Here is a 23650-nt window from a genome sequence, read left to right on the forward strand (position 1 = left end):
GGGACGGATCGCCCCGGATCCAGCACCGGGTGCTGTGGTCGACCGGCACTACGGCCATACTGCTGCGCAGGGGGTACCTCCCAGCGTCGGCTGTGGGGACGACAGGACCGAGGGGGAGGTCACGGTGGCGATCACATCACGCGCGCCCGCGCCCGGAGGCGGTGTTCCCGTGCCGCCCGCCGGGCCGTCGGCGCCACCGCCCGGCGGACCGCCTCGCGGCACCGCCTGGGCCGAGGGCGTCGAGCGGCTGCGCGAGGCGGCGACCACCGAGCCGGGCCGGCTGCGCATCATCGGCGCGGTACTGGCCGCCCTGATCGTGCTGTTCGGCACGGTGAGCGTCTGGGAGATCTCCGACCGGGCCGCGGCCGCCGATGACGTGGTGGGCCGCAGCCAGCCGCTGAGCGCGGACGCGGCGAGCATCTACCGCTCCCTCGCGGACGCCGACACCACCTCCTCCAGCGGGTTCCTGCTGGGCGCCCAGGAGCCGCGCGAGGTCCGCCAGCGGTACGAGAAGGACATCGCCAACGCCTCCAGGCTGCTGGTGAGCGCGGCCGCCAACACCGGCGGCAACGAGGACTCCCGCAAGCAGATCACCCTGCTGAGCGAGCAGCTCCCGCGCTACACCGGCCTGATCGAGCAGGCCCGGGCCACCAACCGGCAGGGCCTGCCCCTGGGCGGCGCCTACCTGCGCTACGCCAACGAGCAGATGACCACCCAACTGCTGCCCGCCGCGCAGCGGCTGTACGAGTCGGAGACCAAGCGGCTCTACGCGGACCACGACGACGCCCGGTCCTGGCCGCTGGCCTCGATCGGTCTGGGCCTGCTCGCGGTCGCCGCCCTGGTCTGGGCGCAGCGCCGCAACTACCGGCACACGAACCGGGTGCTCAACCACGGACTGGTGGCCGCGACGGCCGCGTCGGTGGTGGTCCTGCTGTGGCTGGCCGTGGGGCACACGGTGGCGCGGTCCTCGCTGAACGAGGCCCGGGTCGACGGGCAGGAGTCCATGAAGGTGCTCAACGACGCGCGGATCGCCTCCCTCCAGGCGCGGGCCGGTGAGAACCTGACCCTGATCGCGCGGGGCGCCGTACTGGCCGAGGACAAGAAGTCCGACAAGTACGACGTGGACTTCACGAACAACATGAAGCAGTTGGACGCCGGGCTGGCGACCGCGCTGCGGCTGGCCGACGACGAAGCCGGCCGGAGCCCCGTCGGCCGGGCCGCGGACGGCGTGGAGCAGTGGAAGCAGCGACACGCGGCGGCCCGGGAGGCGGACTTGAAGGGGGACTACGAGGCCGCGCTGCCCCAGGTCGTCGGGGACGACGAGCACAAGGAGAGCAGCGGCGCCGCCTTCGACACGGTGGACGCCTCCCTGGAGCAGGCCGTCGCCCACGAGCAGCGGGAATTCACCCGGGCGGCCGGCGACGGCCTCGGGGCGCTGAGCGGTCTGGTGACCGGTTCCGCGGCCCTGGTGGTCATCGGCGCGGCAGCGGCTCTGCTCGGCATCGGGCGCAGGCTTTCGGAGTACAGGTGAGCGCGATGCGGATACGAGCCGGGCGGGCCGCCGAAGGCCACGAGAACCACGCGGGCCCCGAGGGCCCGGAGGCGGCTCCGGTCGCCGTGTCCGGGATCCGCCGCGCGGCACGTCGGCTGCGCGGCTGGGGCGGGGTGAGCGCGATGGCCGTCGCCTGCGCGACGACCGCGGCCGTCGTCCTGCTGCCGCTGGCGCACGCGACGCCCGACACCGGCCGGCCGGTGGTCCGCCGGCCCGCGTCGATGGCGGCGGCCCCGGCCGCACCGTGGGTCCCCACCGACACCTGCCAGGACCCCGAGGCCAGCCTGCGCCCCGCCGAGGTGGACGGGGCGGCCATCGCGCGCATCAAGGCGGCGGGCAAGCTCGTCGCCGGCGTGGACCAGAACAGCTTCCGCTGGGGCTACCGCAACCAGACGGCCGAGGGCAGCCGCCTCGACGGCTTCGACATCGACCTGGTGAAGGCCATCGCCAAGGACATCCTGGGCGACGAGAACGCGGTCATCTACCGGGCCATCCCCACCAGTCAGCGCATCCCCGCCCTCCAGGAGGGGCGCGTCGACGTCGTCGTGCGGACCATGACCATCAACTGCAAGCGGCTGGAGGACGTCGCCTTCTCGACGGCCTACTTCGAGGCGGGTCAGCAGGTGCTGGCACCCAAGGGCTCGCCGATCACCGGCTACGACGCCTCCCTGAAGGACCGGCGGATCTGCTTCGCGGCCGGTTCCACGGCGGAGGCGGCCCTGAAGGCCCAGTCGTACGGCTCGGTGCCGGTCACCGTCGCCAACCAGCTGGACTGCCTGGTCCGGCTCCAGCTGGGCGAGGTCGACGGCATCATCACGGACAACGCCCTCGCGGCCGGTCAGGCCGCCCAGGACCCCTCCGTTCAGCTGGTGGGCTCACCCTTCACCCGCGAGTTCTACGGGGTGGCGATGAACAAGGACGCCTCGGACCTGGTCCGCCGGGTCAACAAGGTGCTGGAGAACTACCGCGCGGGCGGCGGTGAGAGCCCGTGGATGAAGGCGTACCTCAAGCACCTGCAGCCCGTGCTGCCCGGTGTGACCGCGCCGCCCGCGCCCAAGTACCGGGACGGCTGAGGTCCGTGACGGTTTCGGACACGGGACCGGGCGCGGGGCAGGATACGAGGACGGACACGGAGGCGGCGGCGGAAGCGGAGGCACAGTCGGTGGAGGTGGGGTCTGCAGTGATGGACCGGGACGACGTCGACCGCGCCCTGGCCAGGCTGGGCGCGGAGCACGAGGCGGTCGAGACCTCGCTGCTCGCCCTCCAGGACCACGCCGGGCGCCGGCTGCTGGAGGGCGCCGCGCTGACCGGAACCACCAAGGACCGGTGGACGGCCGCCGACGCGGACATCACCCGCCTGTGGACCTACTTCGACGCCTACAGCGGGGCCCTGACCGCCGCCCGGGAGGTACGGGAGCGGCGCCGCTGGCCCAACCGCGAGGACCTCATCGAACTGACCGAGCGGCTGCGCGGACCCGGAGTGCTGATCGCCGGGGCCGCCGCCGAGGGCGTCGCGCTGGCGGAACGGCTCTCACTCGCCGAACTGGTGGCCCGGATGAACGGCCTGTACGCGCGCTCGCTCGACGTGGTGGTCGCCGCCGACGCCGTGTGGTCGGCGCTGCCCGCCCGGATCGACCTGCTCGCCGCCGAACTGCACCGCACCCGCTCGCTGGCGCACTCCGTGGGCGTGCGGCCGGGCGAGCACCCCTCCGGCGACGACCTGGAGGACATCACCGCCGAGCTGGCCGAGCTGCGCACGCAGGTGATCGCGGACCCGCTGGCCTTCTGGCTGCCGGCGGCGGGCAGCTCCGCGCCCGGCGGCGGCCGCCCGGACACCGGGCGCTACGACCGGGCCGCGCTCGCGCTGGAGGACGTACGCCGCGAGGTCGAAGCGGTGCTGGACGTACGGCAGGACGCCGAGCAGCGGCTGATCGCCCTGCGGGACGTGCTTTCGCGGGCCGACCGGACCCTGGCGGAGGCCCGGACCGCGCGCGGCGAGGTGCTGGCGAAGATCGCCGCGTCCGAGGTGCCCGCGGTGAGCGGCCCGCCCACGGTGCTCCAGGAGCAGCTGGCGGCGGCGGCCGAGCACCGGCGCCAGGCGCGCTGGCACCGGCTCTCGCCGCTGCTGGAATCGCTGGAGGAGCGCGCCGGGGAGGAACTGCGGCGGGCGCGGGAATCGTTGACCGCGGTGACGGCGCCGCTGGCCGTACGGGCCGAGCTGCGCGGGCGCCTCGACGCGTACAAGGCGAAGGTGGCCCGCCACGGACTGGCGGAGGACCCCCTGCTCATCGAGCGGTACGACGCCGCCCGGCGGATGCTGTGGAGCGCGCCCTGCGACCTGCGGGCCGCCGAGCAGGCCGTCCTGCGCTACCAGCAGGCGACTGCGGAGTCCTTGCTGGCGCCCCAGGACCGGCCCGAGCAACGACACCAGGAACAGCGGCCCGACGGGCCGGGGGAGGAGGACGCATGAGCCTGATCGGAACCGCGTGCGTTCGCCCCGGGTGCCCGGGGGCGTACGAGGACATGGGCGGCGGCGAGGTCTACTGCGACACCTGCGGGCTGGCGCCGATCGGCTCGGTCGCGGCGGGCGCGGACGAGCTGGTGTCGCCGCCGACGGGGATGACGAGCGCGGCCCGCGGCTCACTGGGATCCGGCGGGTCCCGGGGGTCGATGGGCTCGCAGGGTTCCCACGGCTCGGCGCGCTCCTCGGCCTCGGCGAGGTCCTCCCGGTCCTCGTCCTCGCGCCGCTCGGTGTCCGGGCGGCTGTCGCGCTCGGTGTCGGGGACGATGTCCACCCGGTCGGTGTCGGTGCGCAGTTCGGGCGCGGCGGCCTCGGGCCGCAGCCGGCTGGGGGCCGGGCTGGTCAACGTACCGGAAGTGCCGCGTCCGAATCCTTCGACGGCGGTCCTGGAGAATCCGGAGGTGCCGGAGCGCAAGCGGTTCTGCTCGCGCTCGGACTGCGGTGCCCCGGTGGGCCGCTCCCGGGGCGACCGGCCGGGCCGGACGGAAGGGTTCTGCACCAAGTGCGGGCACCCGTACTCCTTCGTGCCCAAGCTGCGCTCCGGTGATGTGGTGCGCGGCCAGTACGAGGTGCTGGGCTGCCTGGCGCACGGCGGCCTCGGCTGGGTGTACCTGGCGGTGGACCGGGCGGTCGCGGACCGGTGGGTGGTGCTCAAGGGCCTGCTGGACACCGGGGACCAGGACGCGATGGAGGCCGCGATCTCGGAGCGGCGCTTCCTCGCGGAGATCGAGCACTCCAACATCGTGCGGATCTACAACTTCGTGGAGCACCTGGACCAGCGGACGGGTTCGCTGGACGGCTACATCGTCATGGAGTACGTCGGCGGCAAGTCGCTGAAGGAGATCGCGAACGAGCGGCGCAGGCCGGACGGGCGGCGGGACCCGCTGCCGGTGGAGCAGGCCTGCGCGTACGGCATCGAGGCGCTGGAGGCGCTCGGCCACCTGCACAGCAGGAACCTTCTGTACTGCGACTTCAAGGTCGACAACGCGATCCAGCAGCAGGACCAGCTGAAGCTGATCGACATGGGCGCGGTACGGCGGATGGACGACGAGGAGTCGGCCATCTACGGCACGGTCGGCTACCAGGCTCCGGAGGTTGCGGAGCTGGGCCCCTCGGTCGCCTCCGACCTGTACACGGTGGCGCGGACGCTGGCCGTGCTGACCTTCGACTTCCAGGGCTACACCAATGTGTTCGTGGATTCGCTGCCGGATCCGGAGCACATCGAGGTGTTCCGGCGGTACGAGTCCTTCTACCGGCTGCTGGTACGGGCGACCGACCCGGACCCGGGGCGGCGGTTCGCGTCCGCGCAGGAGATGGCGGACCAGCTGACGGGCGTGCTGCGGGAGGTGGTCGCGCTCCAGACGGGCCGGCCGCGGCCGCAGCTGTCGACCCTCTTCGGTCCGGAACTGCGGGTTCCGGACACCCGGCTGTTCGCCGACACGGACGACATCGTCGTCTCCCGGCTGGGCCACCGGGAGATCGCCTCCCGGCGGGGCGGCGGGCTGTTCGGGCTGCTCGGCCGCGGCCCGGTCCCGGCGGGGGCGCACTCACCCGGCGGCGTGGCCGGTGCACCCGCGGCCGGTGAGCCCCCGACGGCCGTCCCCGCGGCCGCCTCCAGACCGGGGGCGGGTGTCCCGGTGGGTGCTGCTCCGGTGGGGGCCGCTGCGCCGGGGGCGTTCGGCCCACCGGGGCACGCGCCCGGCGCGGGTGCGTCGCTGCCGTCCCTCGGGACCACCGCCACGCACGTGACGGGTGCCCCGGCGCCGGGAGCGGTGCCGGGGCCTCGGTCCGCGCCACCCGCTCCGGTCCGGGCCCCGGGGGCCGCGCCCGCCCCCGTACTCCTCTCCGCGCAGCCGCCCACCGGGGGAACGAACACGCTCGACCCGCGCGACACCGCGCTGGCCCTGCCCGTACCGCTGGTGGACGCGGGCGACCCGAACGCCGGGTTCCTGACCGGTCTGCTCGCCTCCGCGCCGGGCGACCTGCTGGGCGCGCTGAGCGCGGCGCCGGCCGACTCGGCCGAGTTGCGGCTGCGGGAGCTGCGGGCCCGCCTGGAGCTGGGCGAACTGGCCGAGGCCGGACACACCCTGGCGGATCTGGAAGCCCGGCATCCGGACGACTGGCGGGTGGTGTGGGCCCGCGGCATCGCCTCGCTGGCCACCGGTGACGACGAGATAGCGGCCCTGTCCTTCGACGCGATCTACGACGCCTTCCCGGGCGAGCCCGCGCCGAAGCTGGCCCTCGGGCTGTGCGCGGAGGTGCTCGGCCAGCTGGACAACGCCGCCGAGTACTACCGCCTCGTGTGGATCACCGACCCGGGGTTCGTCAGCGCGGCCTTCGGGCTGGCCCGCGTCCAGCTGGCCGCCGGGGACCGGGACGCGGCCGTGCGCACGCTCGAGTCCGTACCGGAGGCGTCCATCCACTACACCGCCGCGCGGGTGGCGGCCGTACGGGCACGTCTGCGCGACCGGTCTCCGCAGGAGCCGCTGCTGGCCGACCTGTCGGCCGCCGCCGACCAGGTGGAGGCCCTGCGGCGGTTCGGACTGGACCCGGAGCGGCAGGAGCGGCTCGCGACGGAAGTTCTGGGCTCGGCCCTGGACTGGGTACTGTCGGGTGGCCGGGGTTCCGACCCCGGTCGGACCTCGCTGCTCGGCAGTCAACTGGACGAGCGGGGCCTGCGCTTCGGACTGGAGCGCTCGTACCGCGTACTCGCACGGCTGGCGCGGCGTGGCGAGGAGAGGATCGAACTGGTGGAGCGGGCAAACCGTTTCCGTCCCCGGACGTGGGTGTGAGTGATGTCGATGCATCGGCTGTCGGGCTGCCCCAGCTGCGCGGAACCCCTGGAGGAGGGTGACCGCTTCTGCGGCGTCTGCGGCCATGCCGTGAGCGCTCCTCCCCCGGCCGCCGCCGCGGACAACCCCACCGTCCCCATCCCACCGGCGCCACCGGCTCCGGCCGCCCCGCCGGCGCCGGCCGGCGCCGCGGGCGGTTACGGGACCCCGGCTCCCGGCGTCCCGCGCGCCGCCGCCGAGCCCGCGCCCGGCTGGGGCAGCGCCGCCTCGGCCGCGCCGACTCTGGTGGACGACCCGGCCGCCTGGGCCGCCACCCCGGCGGAACCGGATCCGGAACCCGAGCCGGAGCAGCGGCAGGGGCCGGCCGGAGCCACCTACGCGTCCTCCGACCACGGGAACCCGTACGGCACCGGCACCCCGCCGGAGGGCACCCCGTGGGGCCCAACCGAAGCCCCGTACGCCCCTGCGGCCCCCGCGGCCTCCGCGGACGGCCCCGAGCCCCGCCACGACCGGCCCGAGGGCAACCCCGGCACGCCTGCGGAGGGAACCCCTTGGGGCCCGGGCGAAGCCCCGTACGAGAATCCGCCCCAGCCCGGCGGAGCGGCCGGCGGCAGGACCTGTGTCGCCTGCCGGGCCGGCCACGTCGACACCGACGGGTACTGCGAGCACTGCGGGCACGCGCAGCCCCGCGAGCGCGACCACCTGGAGGAGGAGCTCGGCAGCGTCGCCGCCGTCAGCGACCGGGGCCTGCGCCACCACCGCAACGAGGACTCGTTCGCCGTGGCGGCCACCGCCCTGCCCGACGGCTCCGCCGCCACCGTGGCCATCGTCTGCGACGGCGTCTCCTCCGCCAGCCGCCCCGACGAGGCCTCGGCCGCCGCGGCCGGCGCCGCCAACGAGGCGCTGCTCGAAGCACTCCCCCGCGGCGCCCACCCCCAGGAGGCCATGCACGAGGCGATCCTGGCCGCCGCCGCCGCGGTGAACGCGCTGGCCCCGGAGACCCCGGGCGCGCAGAACGCCCCCGCCTGCACCCTGGTCGGCGCCGTCGTCAGCGGCGGCCTGCTGACCATCGGCTGGGTGGGCGACAGCCGCGCCTACTGGGTCCCCGACGACCGCGCCGCCCTGCCCCGCCGGCTCACCGAGGACGACTCCTGGGCCGCCCAGATGGTCGCCGCCGGTCTGATGGGCGAGGCCGAGGCCTACGCGGACGTCCGCGCGCACGCCATCACCGGCTGGCTGGGGGCCGACGCGTACGACCTCGACCCGCACACCGCGACCTTCAAGCCGGACCACCCCGGGGTGGTGGTGGTCTGCACCGACGGACTGTGGAACTACGCGGAATCCGCACGGGAGATGGCCCAGGTGCTGCCCGCCGACGCCGCGACCCGCCCGCTGCACAGCGCCCAGGTGCTGGTGGGCCACGCCCTCGACGGCGGCGGCCACGACAACGTCACCGTGGCGATCGTGCCGTTCGCCACGCAACCCGAGCAGGAACCGGGACCGGATGCGGAGCCGGGCCCGGCGGCAGGACCGGAATAGGAAGTGGAAGCGCGCCCGCAGGTCTGACCCACCTGCCCGAGCCCCCTAGGAGTCCAACCGATGGCGAATTTCGCCAAGCCGAACGCCCCGCGCTTCAGCGTGGAGGTGTATCAGAACGAGTTCCTTCCCGAGGGCGGACGGGACGTCCACGCCATCGTCACGGTCACCGCCACCGGTGGTGCCGCCGCCACCCGCACGGCGGTCGCCGACGGCACGGCGGCCGTGGTGCTCATGGTCGACTGCTCGGGGTCCATGGAGTACCCGCCGGAGAAGATGCGCGGCGCCCGCGAGGCCACCGCGGCCGCCATCGACACCCTGCGCGACGGCACCGCCTTCGCCGTGATCGCCGGTACGCACGTGGCCAAGGAGGTCTACCCCGGCCAGGGCCGCCTCGCCGTGGCGGACGCGACCACCCGCGACCGGGCCAAGGAGGCCCTGCGCGGGCTGAGCTCCGGCGGCGGCACCGCCATCGGCACCTGGCTGCGGCTCGCCGACGGCCTGCTGCGCGGCTCCAGCGCCGCCATCCGGCACGGCATCCTGCTCACCGACGGCCGCAACGAGCACGAGGAGCCGGCCGTGCTCCGCGCCACCCTCGACGCCTGCGCGGGCCGTTTCACCTGCGACGCCCGCGGCGTGGGCACCGACTGGGACGTCAAGGAGGTCACCGGGATCGCGCACGCGCTGCTCGGCTCCGCCGACATCGTGGCCGACCCGGCCCACCTGGCCGAGGACTTCACGCGCATGATGGAAAACGTCATGGGCAAGGAGGTCGCGGACGTCGCACTGCGCCTGTGGACCCCGGTCGGCGTGGAGATCCAGTACGTCAAGCAGGTGGCACCCTCCCTCCTGGACCTGACCGACCGCCGCACCGAGGCGGGCCCGCGCGCCGGCGACTACCCGACCGGGTCGTGGGGCGACGAGTCCCGCGAGTACCACGTGTGCGTCCGCGTCCCGACGGCCACGGTGGGCCAGGAGATGCTCGCGGCCCGCACCACCCTGGTCCTGCCGGGAGCGGCGGGCGAGCCGGCGACCGTGCTGGCCCAGGGCCTGGTGCGCGCGGTGTGGACGGACGATCTCGCGGCGTCCACCGCCATCAACGCGCAGGTCGCCCACTACACGGGGCAGGCGGAGCTGGCGGAGGCTATCCAGCAGGGCCTCGAAGCCCGCAAAATGGGTGATGTCGGTGGCGCCACGGCCAAGCTGGGACGTGCGGTACAACTGGCGAGTTCCTCCGGGAACGCCGACACAGCACGACTCCTGTCCAAGGTGGTGGATGTGGTGGACGCGGTGGCGGGTACTGTGCGGCTGAAAGCGAAGGTCGCCGATGCCGACGAGATGACTCTCGACACGCGTTCGACGCAGACCGTCCGAGTGAAGAAGACCTGAGACCTGACGTGATGACGCAGGGAGAAGAAGGGGGAAGCGCCGCCATGCCGACCTGCCCGAACGGGCACCAGTCCGCCTCCGACGACTGGTGCGAGGTCTGCGGCCACCGCATGGCTGCCTCGGAGGGCCCGCCCCCGGTGCCCTCCTACGGCTACGGCTTCCCCCCGACCGCCGGTGAACCCACCGCCCAGGCCGAGCTCTGCCCGCAGTGCCGGACCCCGCGCGAGGCCATGGCCCCGTTCTGCGAGGAGTGCCGGTACAACTTCCTGACCCGCACCTCTACTTCGTACACGCCGCCGGCCCAGGCCCCGGACCCGGGACCCCAGCCGACGGGTGCGGGCGGTCGCGGTACGCCCCCGCCGCCCGTCCCGGCTCCCGGGAGCTACTCCCAGGACCACTTCGAGTACCAGGGCTCGCGGCCGTCCCGGGTCAACCGGCCGGCCGAGCCGCTCCAGCGCGAGGACGACTGGCTGCTGCCGCCGCCGGCGCACGAGCCGCAGCGGGAGTACCAGCAGCCCCCGCAGCCCCAGTACCAGCAGCAGCCCCCGCCGCCGCCCCAGCAGCGGGAGTACCAGCAGGAGTACCAGCAGCAGGGCCCGCCGCCCCAGCAGCAGTACCAGCAGCACCAGCCCTTCCCGCCCCAGGGCGGCGCCTGGAACGCGACGATCGGCCCCGACCGCTCGTACTTCATGGCGATGATGCACCGCAGCGGCCCCGAGGCGGCCGGGCTCAACCTGCCCGCCTACTCCCCGGAGCAGCATCTCCCGCTGTCCGGCGGCCAGATCACCATCGGCCGCCGCCGCGCCTCCACGGGCGAGTCCCCCGACATCGACCTGTCGGTGCCCCCGGAGGACCCGGGCGTCTCCCACCAGCACGCGGTCCTGGTCCAGCAGCCGGACCTCAGCTGGGCGGTGGTGGACCAGAACTCCACCAACGGCACCACGATCAACGGCGGCGAGGACCCGATCCAGCCCTACGTCCCGGTCCCCCTCGCCGACGGCGACCGCGTCCACGTGGGCGCCTGGACCACGATCACGATCCGCCGCGGCTGATCCGGCTCCCACGGATCCACGACCGCCGGGCCCCTGCACCGGGACCCGGCGGTCCCCGCCCGGCGGACCGCGCGGATGTGCGTACTAGTCTGCGCGGGTGCAGCGCCTCGCTCTTTTCGACCTCGACGACACGCTCATCGACCGCCGTCACGCGCTCGAAGCGACGCTTACGCGCTTCGCCTCCCGCCATGGCCTCACGCCGGACGAGCGGGACGCGCTCCTCGTCCGGCTGGACGACCGTGCCTGCGTCGCGGACTTCTCGGCGATCCGCGAGCGCCACGGCCTGTCCGCCTCGGCCCAGGCACTGTGGCGGGAGTACCTGGCGGACATGGCGGCCTCCTCCGTGTGCCCGGCCGACGTGCTGGACGGGCTGGACGACCTGACGAGGCACGGCTGGCGGATCGGTATCGCAACGAACGGTTCCGCCGACATCCAGCGGGCCAAGCTGGAGGCCACGGGCATCGCGCACCGGGTCCACGCCGTGTGCGTCTCGGCGGATCTGGGACTCCGCAAACCCGACCCCCGGCTGTTCGCCACCGCTGTGGAGCTCTGCGGCGCGGCTCCGCATGACGGTGGCTGGATGGTGGGCGACGACCCCGTCAAGGACATCGCGGGCGGGCGCTCCGCCGGGCTCGCCACTCTGTGGATCGGCGCCCCCGACCGCTGGCCGGGGGATCTGGCCGCTCCTGACCGGACGGCTCCCACCGCGCTGTCGGCCATCCGTCTGCTCCTGGAACACACCGCCTGAAAGGGACGCACCGATGAGGGAACCTGCCACCACGGTCGGACTGCTGCACCCGGGCAGCATGGGGGCGGCCTTCGGCGCACAACTGCGCGCTCGGGGAGTCACCGTCCTGTGGTGCCCCGACGGCCGAAGCGACGCCACGCGAAGGCGTGCGGAGCAGGCCGGCCTGGAGCCCACTGCCTTCTCCGGCCTCCTGGACCGCGCAGACGTGGTCCTGTCCCTCTGCCCTCCTGCCGCAGCCGAGGAGCTCGCCGCACAGGTCGCCGCTCACGGCTTCGCGGGGCGCACGTACGTCGAGGCGAACGCGATCTCCCCGAGCCGCGTGAGAAGCATCGCCGCCCTCCTGCCCTGCGCGGAGACCATCGACGCGGCTGTGGTCGGCTCGCCGCCCGTCGGCGGCAAGAACCCGACGCTCTACCTCTCCGGGGAGCGCCGCCCTATGGGCAAGATCGAGCAGCTCTTCGCCGGTACCGACATCCGTACGCACGACCTGGGCACCGAGGTGGGAGCGTCGTCCGCCCTCAAACTCTCGTATTCCAGCTACCAGAAGGCGTCACGCGTCCTGGCCGCGTTGGCCTACGGAGCCGCGCAGGCGCACGGTGTCGGTGATGAGCTCCTGGCCATCGCGGCGAAGCGGACGGGCAGCTACCTGACCGAGACCGGCTATATCCCCAAAACTGCTGCCCGCGCCTGGCGTTGGGGTCCCGAGCTCACCGACGCGGCCGAGCTGCTCAGCGACGCGGGCCTCCCCGATGAGCTGATGCTGGCGGTCGTCTCGACGCTCGACCGCTGGGACACCGCGCGCGACGCCGCCCTCACCGTCGAGGAAGCCCTGGAGCTGCTGCGCGGCGATCCGGGCCACGGCTGACGGGGCCCGACCTCACGGAGGTGCTGTCAGCGCACCAGCTTCCGGATCACGATGCCCACGGTCAGGGTCGTGAACAGCAGGCCGCCACCGGTGCAGCCCACGGCGAGCGCAGTCCAGGCGTGCGTCTTCAGCTCAGAGGGTGCACCCACACCGACGTTCAACCACAGGGCGCAGGCCAGGACGAGCGCCCTCCCGGCGGCCACCAGGTCGAGGAGACCACCGTCCTGGGGGTCCCGAGCGGCACCGGAGAGGTGCAGGGCGACGGCCGTGAACAGCATGGCCCCTCCCAGGGTCCGCGCCGGGTTCCGCGCTCTCACACCCCACCCGAGGACGCCGCCGAGCAGAGCCCGGCCCGCGAGACGCCTGAGCAGGGGCCCCTCGGCCGCCTCCCGCTGCCGGGTGAAGTAGTACAGCTGATCACCCTCCGACATGCGTCGGCGCCCGGTCAGTGTGGAACGCACGGCCTCCAGGGCCCCGGGGCTCACCCGGGTGAACACCCGTTCCAGGAAACCGGTGACGTGCTCGTCGTTCCGGAAGACCGCATCGCCGAGGTCCACCTCCTGGACACTGCTCGTCCCCGCCAGCCGGTACCGGGCCGGGCCGATGGGCACCGCGAGCGCCCGGACCGAGGTGTCCGCGAGCTCCACCACCACCGGAGACACCTCGTCCGCGCTCGCGGCGAGGCTGGAAATGCTGGATGAGCGGAAGATCAGCTCCGCGGCGGCGCCGGTGACGGTCGTAGTGTCCGGCGCAGCCTGCCGGCGCTGTGCGGGCACGGTCTGCGCATGGCGCAGGCCGCGGACCACCACCGGGCCCCGGACCTCGCTGTCGAGCAGCGCGCTGGCCTCAGCGGGCACCACCATGCCGTTGATGCGCAGGCCGTCCCGGCACCGCACCCCCGTACCGCGGAAGGGTTCGTCCACGCGGACCCGTCGCAGGAGCAGAGCGGCGACGTCGACCTCGTCGAGGGTGAGGGATGCCAACCACAGGTCGTCGAGGGTGATGGTTTCGGTGACGTGCACATTCTCCAGGGACACCTGAGGCCGACGCTGCCGCCCCACGGCGGCCTGGCTGCGCAGGGCCAGCGTGGCCGCCCTCAGTCGTCTGAGCTGGACCGGCCCGCGCATCGCCGAGATCTGCACGGAGTCGGACACCCGCACCCCCTCGAAGCGCGTCGGCCCGCACGAGTGGACGTCCAGGGCTTCCAGGGCCGTCTCGCTCACATCGACCTCGGTGTTACGAGGCGTGTTGCGGACGACAAGCCGCCCGATCCGGGAGTTGCTCACCAGCAGGGCATCGGCGGCGCAGTGGTCGACGACCAGCTCCTCGATGACGCACGAGCGCAGGGTGACGGCCCCTGCCACGTTCACCCGATGGAGGGCCAGCCTGCCTGCGGTGAGCGAATCCAGCACCAGCGGTTCGTCGATGTCCCTCTGCCTGATCGTCAGGTCCCGTTCCCGGCCCGTAGACGCGTCCAGGTCCGCCGCACGTGCCAGCGCGTCGAGCGTGCTGATCGTCGCCATGTTTGTTCCCTCCCCACCGTGATGTACGGACCGCCGCGCGACGTCGTACCCGCGATCTCACCGTTCGGCGGTCGCGGCCTCTCCGAGGAAAGCGGCCAGGCTCGTGCCCCGGTGCCGCTCCACGTGGTGGTGCGCGTGGGCCCGGGCAATGATCTCGGCGGCCCCGGCCGGGTCGGTGCGGTCGGTGCGCATCAGGAGATCGAACGGCTCCTCACCGTCGGGCACCGTGCCCAGGTCGGCCCGCGCCTCGTCCCAGGCGGCGAGCCGGTCCTCGGTGTCCCGGTCACCTCTCCCTCGGGACCGCTGTTCGCACACGCCACGGGGCACCCACAGGAGCACGCACAGCCACGGCTCCCGGACGGCGCCTGTGAAGCTCCGCAGGTGCTCGACGCTGCCGATGTGCACGAGGGGGATGCGACCGGCACCGGTCATGGCGTCCAGGTCATCACGGTCGATGGCGTACGTGTTGCCGTACCTTCGGGTCTCCAGCACCAGGCGGTCGGCGGCGCGCAGGGCGGCCAGCTCCTCGCCGTCGGCCATGCGATAGCCGGTGGTACGCCCGGATCCCACCTTGATCTTGGTCAGCTGGCCGTATCGCGCGTCCAGGCCGGTCAGCGCGGCGCTGATGGTGTCCTTGCCCGCCGTCGGGGGGCCGAAGAGGACGACCCCTGCGGGGCTCCCGTCATGCTGCGCGTTCACCTTCGTGTTCACGTTCACGCCTGCCCCTCGCTGTACCGACGGGACAGGACCATGGCCACTGATTCCACCTGCTCGGCGAGCGGCGTCATCGCGGTGATCCGGTTGTCGACGAGGTGGAACTCCCCGACCGGACGCCGCTCCAGGGAGATCGAGCCGACGTACTGCCGCCAGTTCGCGAGCTTCCACGTGTCCCGTGCCGCGTTGCGCGAGGTGAGCCTTTCACGCATCGACGATGCGTCGCTGTCCACCCACACCACCTCCAGCCCGGCGCCCAGGCGCGAGCAGTGGCGACGTGTCCGGGCGGCCCACTGGTCGTCGACGACCTCGGCAAGGAAGGGCGCCACGGCCACCACCGGCACCCCGCACTCGAGGTTCTCCCAGCACGCCTTCATCAGGGACTCGTACTCCAACGGGCGCACGTTCTCGGCGTAGACGCTGCTCTGCCGGTCATCGGGGTCCCCGTTGAGGTGGGAGAGCAGCGACTCCGTGAGCGGCCTCGTCAGTGTGTCCTTGTCCAACAGCGGCCAACCCGTCGCCTGCGACATCATCTTCCCTGCCTCGGATTTGCCGGATCCGGCATATCCGGCGACGAGGACGAGCGCGAGCCCGTGCTCGTAGGCCTCCGAACCGATACTCAACGATGCTCCCCCGGGGCGTGACGTGAGCGTTCCATCCTCGGCACTCTAGCGCCAACTGATCAACATCGCGCCGGAGTTCGATGGTCGTGGACAGGCGCACCCGACACCGGGCGCCGGCTGCCCCGCGGCTGAGTCACGTCTCCCCCAGGGGCCATACGTAGGGCCCCTGGGGGTCGTCCAGCCAGGACCACTGGCCCTCCGCGCTGACCGAGACGCCGAAGCGTTCGCGGGCCGGGCGGTCCTCGCGGCGCCAGAGGTCCAGGGCCTCGCGGGGGTGCAGTACGCCCGCGGTCAGTACCAGCATGAACTGGAAGCGCTCGTTCTCCACCAGCTCGTACGGGAGGCCGTACTCCACGCCGGCCGGGTCGGGCGGCGGCAGGGCCGTGGCGCCGCGCAGCGGGACGAAGTACGCCGGGGTGTGAAGGAAGTTGCCCTCGGCGAAATCGGCGTCCCGGACGGTCAGTGCGATCAGGCCGGTCGACAGCGGGGCCAGGATCCGGGCCCCCGGGCGGCACTGGGCCGGCCAGGTGTGCGGGATCAGCGGCAGGGTGCAGGTCACCATGATCCGGTCGAACGGGGCCCGGGCGGGGCAGCCGCGCGCTCCGTCGCCGGTGATCACCGCGGGGTGGTAGCCGAGTTCGGCCAGGTGCGACCGCGCGGACTCGGTGATCTCCTCGTCCAGGTCGACGGTGGTGACGTGCTCGTCGCCGAGCCGGTGGCACAGCAGGGCCGCGTTGTAGCCGGTGCCCGCGCCGATCTCCAGTACGTCGTCGCCGTCGCGCACCTCCAGGGCGGCCAGCATCTTCGCCATCAGGGAGGGCTGGCTGCTGGAGGAGACCAGCCGCCCGTCGCGCAGCCGGGTCGCCAGGGGGGTGTCGACGTAGACCCCGCGCAGCCAGCGGGCCCGGCGTTCGGGGTCGGGGTCCTCGGCCCACAGCCGCTCGTGACCGGCGCCGCGGCCGGTCCAGAAGTACGGGACGAACACGTGCCGCGGCACGGCGGCGAACGCCGCCCGCCAGCGCGGGTCCTCCAGCACCCCGGCGGCGGTCAGCTCCCGCACCTGGGCGGCGTGCGCGGTGTCCCGCAGGTCCCGGGCCTCGATGCGTGCGGTGTGTGCGGCCATGCCTCCACTGTCCTGCGCCGGGGCGCAGCGTGCGAGTGCGAGCGGTCCTGGGACCGGGGTCCTGGTTCCGGGCGTCTGAGACGATGGTCGGGTGAATGAGATTCCGCGGGGCGCAGTTCAGGAGCAGACGTTCTACGAGCAGGTGGGCGGCGAGGAGACCTTCCGCCGCCTCGTCCGGCGCTTCTACCAGGGGGTGGCGGAGGACCCGCTGCTGCGCCCGATGTACCCGGAGGAGGACCTGGGCCCCGCCGAGGAGCGGTTCGCGCTGTTCCTGATGCAGTACTGGGGCGGTCCGACCACGTACAGCCAGCACCGCGGCCACCCGCGCCTGCGCATGCGGCACGCGCCGTTCCAGGTGGACGCGGCCGCCCACGACGCGTGGCTGAGCCACATGCGGGTCGCGCTGGACGAGCTGGGCCTGGCGCCGGAGCATGAGGCCCAGCTGTGGAAGTACCTGACGTACGCCGCCGCATCGATGATCAATACGGCGGGATAGCGGGACAGCAGGACAGCGGGACAGCAGGCTTTTCGGGGGCGGAGCGGGGCGGGGGCGGTCCGTCCGGTCAGACCGGCCGGACCTGGAATGCACCCAGGCCGCCGGTGACGCCGGGGCGTCGCATGGCGACGGAGCCGTACGGGGTGCGCAGCCGGAGCCAGGTCCCGACGGCGAGCAGCGCCACGGGGGCGGGGGCGCCGGGTGCACCGGGTGCGGGGGCAGGTGCGGACACGGACGCCCGTACCGGCCGCAGGAAGCCCAGGGACTGCGCGGCGTGCACGGCCCGCAGCGGGAGCTCGGTGTCGCCGAGCGTGCGGGACCAGATCTCGCGGCCGATGCGGTCGCGCTCGGAGCGGGTCCGGTGCTGCACGGGCAGGGCCTCGTCACGGGCCCGGAACTCGGCGACGGCGGCGGCCACGGCCGCTCCCATCGCCTCGGGTCCGGGCAGCCCCGGAATCTGCCGCCAGCCGCCGCGGGGCGGGAGAACCCCGGCCCAGGGCGGTCCGGTGACCGGCCCGGGCACGGCGGCCTCGGCCGAGGACTCGTCCACGGACTCCAGCAGCTCCCCGGCGGACACCGTCAGGTCCAGCGGCGTCGCGACGGGCGCGGCGAGCCGCACCGTACGGACGGCGAGGATGTCGAAGGACGGCGGCCGCCCGAAGACGGCGAGCGCGCCGCCACCCGCCTGGAGGCGGACGGCGGCGGCGCGGTCGTAGTGCACCAGCCGGCCCAGGAAGGCGGCGAGGTCCGCCGCCTCCCCGGAATCGGCGAAGCGCAACCGGTCGTTCATGCCGCGAGGGACCCGGTCGCGGACGAGGACACGGGCTCGGGCTCGTCGAGGTACTCCTGGAGGAAGCGCCTCTCCTCGGCCGTGATGCGGCGGGGCCGCCCGGCGGCGAGGTTGTAGGGCACGACCACGGTCTCGGCGCGCACGTAGACCGTCTCGGGCGCGTCCTCGGTCGCCTCGTCCTTGACCTCGTAGCGGATGGTCAGGGACGCGGCGCCTATCCGGGTCACCCAGGACTCGATGAGGACCGGCTCGTGGCGGTGCACGAGGGGCAGCTTGTAGTCGATCTCGTGACGGGCCACGACGGACCCGCCCGTGAAGGACTCACTGCCCTCCCCCGGCGCGAGGCGGAACATGAAGTCGATCCGCGCCTCCTCCAGGTAGCGGAGGAAGACGACGTTGTTGACGTGCCCGAAGGCATCCATGTCCGCCCAGCGCAAGGGGCACCGGTAGTGGTGTCTGGCCATGACGGCGACCTCAGCCTCGGGTGAGCTTCTTGTAGGTGGCACGGTGCGGACGGGCCGCGTCCGGGCCCAGCCGCTCGATCTTGTTCTTCTCGTACGACTCGAAGTTGCCCTCGAACCAGTACCACTTGGACTCGCCCTCGTACGCCAGGATGTGCGTGGCGACTCGGTCGAGGAACCAGCGGTCGTGGGAGATGACCACGGCCGCACCGGGGAACTCCAGCAGCGCGTTCTCGAGCGAGGACAGGGTCTCGACGTCGAGGTCGTTGGTGGGCTCGTCGAGGAGCAGCAGGTTGCCGCCCTCCTTGAGGGTCAGCGCCAGGTTGAGGCGGTTGCGCTCACCACCGGACAGCACGCCGGCCGGCTTCTGCTGGTCCGGACCCTTGAAGCCGAAGGCGCTGACGTACGCGCGGGACGGCATCTCGACCTGGCCCACGTTGATGTAGTCCAGCTCGTCCGACACGACCGCCCAGAGGGTCTTCTTGGGGTCGATGTTGGCGCGGGACTGGTCGACGTAGCTGATCTTGACGGTCTCGCCGACCTTGACGGAGCCGGAGTCCGGCGCCTCCAGGCCCTGGATCATCTTGAAGAGCGTGGTCTTGCCGGCGCCGTTCGGGCCGATGATGCCGACGATGCCGTTGCGCGGCAGCGTGAAGGACAGGTCGTCGATGAGGACCTTGTCGCCGAACGCCTTCGAGAGGTTGTTGACCTCGACCACGATCGAGCCCAGACGCGGGCCCGGCGGGATCTGGATCTCCTCGAAGTCAAGCTTCCGCATCTTGTCCGCCTCGGCGGCCATCTCCTCGTAGCGGGCGAGGCGGGCCTTGGACTTGGTCTGGCGGCCCTTGGCGTTGGAGCGGACCCACTCCAGCTCTTCCTTGAGGCGCTTCTGGCGCTTCTCGTCCTTGCGGCCCTCGACCTTGAGGCGGGTGGCCTTCTTCTCCAGGTAGGTGGAGTAGTTGCCCTCGTAGGGGTGCGCGCGGCCGCGGTCGAGCTCGAGGATCCACTCGGCGACGTTGTTCAGGAAGTAGCGGTCGTGGGTGACCGCCACGACGGCGCCCTTGTACTGGGAGAGGTGCTGCTCCAGCCAGTTCACCGACTCGGCGTCGAGGTGGTTGGTGGGCTCGTCGAGGAGGAGCAGGTCCGGGGCCTCGATGAGCAGCTTGCAGAGCGCCACGCGGCGCTTCTCGCCACCGGAGAGGGTGGTGACCGGCCAGTCGCCGGGCGGGCAGCCCAGGGCGTCCATGGCCTGCTCCAGCTGGGCGTCCAGGTCCCACGCGTTGGCGTGGTCCAGGTCCTCCTGGAGCTTGCCCATCTCGTCCATGAGGGCGTCGGTGTACTCGACGCCCATCAGCTCGGCGACCTCGTTGAAGCGCTTGAGCTTCTTCATGACGTCGGCGGCGCCGTCCTGGACGTTCTCCAGGACCGACTTGGACTCGTCGAGCTTGGGCTCCTGCATGAGGATGCCGACGGTGTAGCCGGGCGACAGGAAGGCGTCACCGTTGGACGGCTGCTCCAGACCCGCCATGATCTTCAGAACGGTGGACTTACCGGCGCCGTTGGGGCCGACCACACCGATCTTCGCGCCGGGCAGGAAGTTCAAGGAGACGTCATCAAGAATCACCTTGTCGCCGTGCGCCTTGCGCGTCTTGCGCATGGTGTAGATGAACTCAGCCAAGAGAAACCGTCCGGCAGATCGATGGTGGGCAGATACACCCCATCTTGCCGTACGTCCATACCCTCGGGCGAATGGGTAGGTCAGGACCCCGTGCCCCGGGAGCCGCCGGTCGGCAAGGGGAGGCGGCCGCCGGTCGGCGCGGGCGGCCGCCGGTCAGCGGGGCGGGAGACGGTCAACGGGGCGGGAGACGGTCAGCGCGGGCGGTAGACGGTCAGGGCGTCGGGGAGCTCGTCGAGGACGAGGGCGGGCGGGGCCTCGGCGTACTCGCCGTCGTAGGCGAGCGGGGTGCCCGCGGGGATGTCCCCGATGCGCAGGCTGCGCAGGCGGGTGGCCACGTGGACCGGGGAGCGGCTCAGCGGCCCGGTGAAGGCGGCGGCCAGGAGCCGCGGACCGGGACGGCCGCCGCCGTGGACGAGCCGGAGGTCCAGCAGGCCCTCGCCGAGGTTGTCGCGGCGTCGGGGGGTGGGGCCGGTCCCGTGGTAGGTGCCGTTGCCCGCGAAGAGCAGCCATACGCTCCGGGGCCGCCCCGCCAGCCGCAGCCGCACGGGCCGCTGGGCGCGCAACACCCGCCAGGCCGCCAGCAGTGCGGCCGGGCCGCCGCCGATGCGCGGGGCCCAGCGCAGCCGGTGGCCGAGCAGTTCCGGATACGCGCCGATGCTGAAGTTGTTCAGGAAGTAGCCGGGCTCTCCGCCGGGCCCCGGGGAGAAACGGCCCACGCCGACGCGGACGGCCTGCCCCTGCGCCACGGCCTCGCAGGTCGCCGCGGCTCCGGCGAGGCCGAGGTCGATCGCGAAGTGGTTGAGGGTGCCCCCGGGGAACACGGCCAGCGGCACCCCGGCGCGCAGGGCGGCGCCGGCGGCGGCGTTGACCGTGCCGTCGCCGCCGCAGATCCCGAGCACGGCGGCCCGCGAGGCCGCCTTCGCGAGGGTGGCGGTCAGCTCCGAGGCCTCGCACTCGATCACCTCGGCCTCGGGCAGGCGGGAGCGCACCGCGTCGAGACCGGCTGCCGAGGACGTCCCGGAGGCGGTGTTGACCACCACGGTGAGCCCGGCTCCGTCGGGCAGGGCCGGGGCCCCGGCGGCCGGCCGCTCGTCGCCCGGCACGACCCGGGCCTCCTGCGCGTCCCGCGCGAGGCGGCGTACGACGAAGCCCGCGAGCACCCCCAGGGACGCGCCCGCGAGCACGTCGGAGGGGTAGTGGACCCCGGTGTAGACGCGGGAGAACGCCACGGACGCGGCGACCGGGGCCAGCGCGGCCCCCCAGCCGGGGGACGCCAGCGCCACGCCGGTGGCGAAGGCGAAGGCCGATGCCGAGTGCCCGGACGGGAAGGAGGTGGTCTGCGGCTGCGTGGCCAGCTGCCGGCTCAGGGGCACGCCCTCCAGCAGCGGCCGCGGCCTGCGTACGGACCACTTGCCGACGGTGTTGATGGTCGCGGAGGCCAGCGCCAGCGAGGCGACCCCGCGCACGGCGGCCCTACGGGCACCGTTCGATCCGAGGACGGCGATCGCGGCGGCGGCCCCGCCCCACAGCACCCCGTGGTTCGCGGCCCGCCCGAGCCGCGGCAGCACCCGGTCGGCCCCGGGCCAGTGCCGCTGGGCCACCGCGTCGAACAGTCGGCGGTCCCATCGCGCGAGGGTGCCGGACCAGGTGAGTTCTTGATCAGCCATCCTGTGCCCCTACCCCCGGCGGCGGATCCGAATCGGGGCCGACGGCCACTCGGCCCAGCCGGAGCAGGCCACCGGGCCACCGGGCCACCGGGCCGTGCGGTCCGGCCCACCGGCCACCACCGGTCACCAGTCCACCGGTCACCGGTCCCCGGTCCCCGGTCCACCGGGTCCACCGGCCCGAACCACAGGGCGCCCCTTACGCCTCGTCCTCCTCGTCCTGCGGGCGCTTGCGGAGCAGCAGCACCACGAGCCCTCCCAGGACCACCAGGCCCACCGCCAGGGAGGCGATGACCGGCGTGGCCGCCGAGCTGCCGCTGGTCGCCAGCCGCTCCTCGTCCGGGGAGGGCGTCGGGACAGCCGCGGACTGCGTGCCCATCGCCTCGACCGTCGAGCCGGCGCCCGCGTCCTCGGTGGTGCCCGAGGCCGCGCCCTCGGTCGTGCCGACCCCCGTCGCCGGGGGCTGGGGCCAGACGGCCATGGCCGTGGCGGCGGCCGCGGACTCGCTGGAGCCGGCCACGATCTGCGCCTGCATCGGCAGCTCACCGGTGAAGACCCGGCCGACCGGCACCTTGGTCGCGCCCTGGACGGTGACCGAGGCCGTCCCGTCGGGGGTGCCCGCGGGCACCTCGAAGTACAGCCGGCTCCCATTCACCGCGGTGGTCAGGGGCTGCCCCTCGGCGTCCACCACCCGCACCCCCATGGCGACGGCCGCCGCGTCCGGGATCACCGACACGCTCCGCGCCCCGGTGCGCACGGTCACCGGGCCGAGCCGGGTGCCCACCGCCCCGGACACGTCCCCCGGGTCCAGCCCGAGCGAGGCCGAGGGCTCGGGGAGCTGCCCCGCCGCGCGCTGCAGATAGTCGGCCAGCTTCTCGGCCGCCGGGTCCGTGGCCTCCACGTTCACCCCGTCCGCCAGCCGCCAGATCGCCACCTGGGTGCCGGCCGCCGCGCTCTCCGCCGTGAGGGCCCCGGCCCCGGCTGCCTTGGCGAGGTCGGCCAGATCGTTCAGCTGCGGGTAGGAGTGCTCCAGGACCCAGCGGATCCGGCCCGCCTCCCGGTTCCCGGCGAGCGGGCTGCGGCTCCAGCCGCTCTCGGTGTACCGGGCCTGCGGCTGGGCGTTGCCCGTGACGCCCACCCCGTACGTCTGGAGCATTCCGCCGCCGTCGACCCGCATCTCGTAGAGCCCGGCCGGGATCTGCCGGACCGACCCGTCCCCGGAGCGCAGGACCGCCTGCCCGTACGTCTTCAGTCCGTCCAGCACGGCGCTCGCACCCTCGGGCGACCTGGGGGCGGCCGGGCCGGAGTCGGCGGCCGCCCGCGCTCCGGGCGCGGCGGCGAGGGCCGCGGCCAGCAGGGCCACCGCCAGCGGCCGGCGCGCGGAGCCCCGTCCCGCCGCAGCGGGTTCGGGACAAGGAGGCGCGAGGACAGGAGCGAAGGCAGGAGCAGCGGCAGCGACAGGAGCAGTGGCGGGAGCGGCCGGAGGAGTCGGCGCAGCCGCAGGAGCGGAACGAGGAGCGGAGGATGCGGGAACGGCAATCGACACAGTCTTCCCCTTCGGGCCAAAGACCCTGGTGCCCGTGAGTACCGGGGAATCCTATCGGGCTCGAACACTCAGACCACCGCCGCCTTCTGAGTGTCCATCAGTGGCGTGTCCGTCCGGACCACTCGCCGGAAGGCGGCCGTACCGCGGTTCAGGTCGTGTCCGATGGCCGTGGCGTCGATGTCCGCCGAGAACCAGCGGTTGCCCTCCCCGTCGGGCGGGTCCTCCCGCACGCGCAAGCGCCCGTGCACCACCAGCGGCTCGCCGACCGATACGGATCCGGCGAGGTTCACCGCGAGTGTCCGGCGCGCCCAGACCGTGTAGAAGCTGGTGCTCCCATCGATCCAGGTGTCCTTGCGGCGGTCGAAGTACCTCGGCGTGACCGCGAAGCGGAACCGCGCCGCCGGGCCGTTCACCGTCTCCTTGTAGTCGATCTGCGTCGCCACACAGCCCACCAGCGTCACCTGGGTGTCGTACATCCCGGCCGCCCTCCCCCGTGGTTCCCACCCGTACGGTCATCCGTACGGGCCTTCGTACGGACCGTCCGCACGAGGTACGAACCATGCTGGGGCAGGCCGCG

At 73.5% G+C, this 23650-nt stretch carries 20 protein-coding genes; 10 read left to right on the plus strand and 10 right to left on the minus strand.

Annotated elements, in window-relative coordinates; genetic code table 11:
• Positions 1–124: 124 nt before the first annotated feature.
• The 9 genes from IE257_RS03545 (at position 125) to IE257_RS03585 (ending at position 12455) form a co-directional block, all read left to right on the plus strand.
• Positions 125–1531, plus strand: a complete 1407-nt coding sequence (locus IE257_RS03545) for a GlnX family signal transduction membrane protein (RefSeq protein WP_189964453.1) — start codon at positions 125–127, stop codon at positions 1529–1531.
• A 95-nt stretch (positions 1532–1626) separates the two neighbouring features.
• Positions 1627–2625: a glutamate ABC transporter substrate-binding protein gene (locus tag IE257_RS03550; RefSeq protein WP_505383562.1), complete on the plus strand. Its 999-nt coding sequence runs from the start codon at positions 1627–1629 to the stop codon at positions 2623–2625.
• A gap of 110 nt (positions 2626–2735) precedes the next feature.
• Positions 2736–4022 carry a coiled-coil domain-containing protein gene (locus IE257_RS03555; protein WP_189964792.1) on the plus strand — a complete coding sequence of 429 codons (1287 nt, stop codon included), beginning with the start codon at positions 2736–2738 and terminating at the stop codon, positions 4020–4022.
• Positions 4019–6865 (plus strand): serine/threonine-protein kinase, encoded by a 2847-nt coding sequence (locus IE257_RS03560; protein WP_229920080.1) that lies wholly within the window; start codon positions 4019–4021, stop codon positions 6863–6865. Before IE257_RS03555 ends, IE257_RS03560 begins: the two co-directional genes overlap by 4 nt.
• 3 nt (positions 6866–6868) lie before the next feature.
• Positions 6869–8404, plus strand: coding sequence for a PP2C family protein-serine/threonine phosphatase (locus IE257_RS03565; RefSeq protein ID WP_189964457.1), 1536 nt, complete (start codon positions 6869–6871; stop codon positions 8402–8404).
• A gap of 60 nt (positions 8405–8464) precedes the next feature.
• Positions 8465–9790, plus strand: coding sequence for a VWA domain-containing protein (locus IE257_RS03570; RefSeq protein ID WP_189964459.1), 1326 nt, complete (start codon positions 8465–8467; stop codon positions 9788–9790).
• 44 nt (positions 9791–9834) lie between these two features.
• Positions 9835–10842 carry an FHA domain-containing protein gene (locus IE257_RS03575; protein ID WP_189964461.1) on the plus strand — a complete coding sequence of 336 codons (1008 nt, stop codon included), beginning with the start codon at positions 9835–9837 and terminating at the stop codon, positions 10840–10842.
• 97 nt (positions 10843–10939) lie between these two features.
• Positions 10940–11590, plus strand: a complete 651-nt coding sequence (locus IE257_RS03580; RefSeq protein ID WP_189964463.1) for an HAD family hydrolase — start codon at positions 10940–10942, stop codon at positions 11588–11590.
• 13 nt (positions 11591–11603) lie between these two features.
• Positions 11604–12455 carry a DUF1932 domain-containing protein gene (locus tag IE257_RS03585; protein ID WP_189964465.1) on the plus strand — a complete coding sequence of 284 codons (852 nt, stop codon included), beginning with the start codon at positions 11604–11606 and terminating at the stop codon, positions 12453–12455.
• 26 nt (positions 12456–12481) lie between these two features.
• On the opposite strand, the gene IE257_RS03590 is transcribed toward IE257_RS03585, so the two are convergent.
• From IE257_RS03590 to IE257_RS03605, 4 genes are all read right to left on the minus strand, one after another.
• Positions 12482–13978 carry a hypothetical protein gene (locus IE257_RS03590; RefSeq protein WP_189964467.1) on the minus strand — a complete coding sequence of 499 codons (1497 nt, stop codon included), beginning with the start codon at positions 13976–13978 and terminating at the stop codon, positions 12482–12484.
• A gap of 57 nt (positions 13979–14035) precedes the next feature.
• The gene (locus IE257_RS03595; protein WP_189964469.1) at positions 14036–14695 is read right to left on the minus strand and encodes a guanylate kinase; all 660 of its coding nucleotides are present in this window, start codon (positions 14693–14695) and stop codon (positions 14036–14038) included.
• Positions 14692–15315 (minus strand): P-loop nucleotide/nucleoside kinase family protein, encoded by a 624-nt coding sequence (locus tag IE257_RS03600; protein WP_229920081.1) that lies wholly within the window; start codon positions 15313–15315, stop codon positions 14692–14694. The genes IE257_RS03595 and IE257_RS03600 overlap by 4 nt, the downstream gene beginning before the upstream one ends.
• A 133-nt stretch (positions 15316–15448) precedes the next feature.
• Positions 15449–16438 carry a methyltransferase domain-containing protein gene (locus IE257_RS03605; protein ID WP_189964471.1) on the minus strand — a complete coding sequence of 330 codons (990 nt, stop codon included), beginning with the start codon at positions 16436–16438 and terminating at the stop codon, positions 15449–15451.
• 91 nt (positions 16439–16529) lie between these two features.
• Between IE257_RS03605 and IE257_RS03610 the strand changes: the two genes are divergently transcribed.
• Positions 16530–16934: a globin gene (locus tag IE257_RS03610; RefSeq protein ID WP_189964473.1), complete on the plus strand. Its 405-nt coding sequence runs from the start codon at positions 16530–16532 to the stop codon at positions 16932–16934.
• Positions 16935–17001: 67 nt separating this feature from the next.
• On the opposite strand, the gene IE257_RS03615 is transcribed toward IE257_RS03610, so the two are convergent.
• The 6 genes from IE257_RS03615 to IE257_RS03640 all read right to left on the minus strand — a co-directional run bounded on the left by IE257_RS03615 (position 17002) and on the right by IE257_RS03640 (position 23549).
• The gene (locus IE257_RS03615; protein WP_189964475.1) at positions 17002–17724 is read right to left on the minus strand and encodes a DUF8010 domain-containing protein; all 723 of its coding nucleotides are present in this window, start codon (positions 17722–17724) and stop codon (positions 17002–17004) included.
• The gene (locus tag IE257_RS03620; RefSeq protein ID WP_189964477.1) at positions 17721–18188 is read right to left on the minus strand and encodes an acyl-CoA thioesterase; all 468 of its coding nucleotides are present in this window, start codon (positions 18186–18188) and stop codon (positions 17721–17723) included. Before IE257_RS03620 ends, IE257_RS03615 begins: the two co-directional genes overlap by 4 nt.
• Before the next feature lie 10 nt (positions 18189–18198).
• Entirely contained in the window at positions 18199–19863 is a 1665-nt protein-coding gene (ettA, locus tag IE257_RS03625; protein ID WP_189964479.1) for an energy-dependent translational throttle protein EttA, read from the minus strand.
• A gap of 191 nt (positions 19864–20054) precedes the next feature.
• On the minus strand, positions 20055–21530 hold the full coding sequence (locus tag IE257_RS03630; RefSeq protein ID WP_189964481.1) for a bifunctional phosphatase PAP2/diacylglycerol kinase family protein: 1476 nt from the start codon (positions 21528–21530) through the stop codon (positions 20055–20057).
• A 196-nt stretch (positions 21531–21726) separates the two neighbouring features.
• Complete coding sequence (locus tag IE257_RS03635; protein WP_229920082.1) at positions 21727–22890, minus strand: thioester domain-containing protein; 1164 nt, start codon at positions 22888–22890, stop codon at positions 21727–21729.
• A gap of 251 nt (positions 22891–23141) precedes the next feature.
• The gene (locus IE257_RS03640) at positions 23142–23549 is read right to left on the minus strand and encodes a single-stranded DNA-binding protein (RefSeq protein WP_189964485.1); all 408 of its coding nucleotides are present in this window, start codon (positions 23547–23549) and stop codon (positions 23142–23144) included.
• Positions 23550–23650: the final 101 nt, after the last annotated feature.

This window comes from Streptomyces avidinii, from assembly GCF_014650695.1.
Lineage (GTDB): Bacteria > Actinomycetota > Actinomycetes > Streptomycetales > Streptomycetaceae > Streptomyces > Streptomyces avidinii.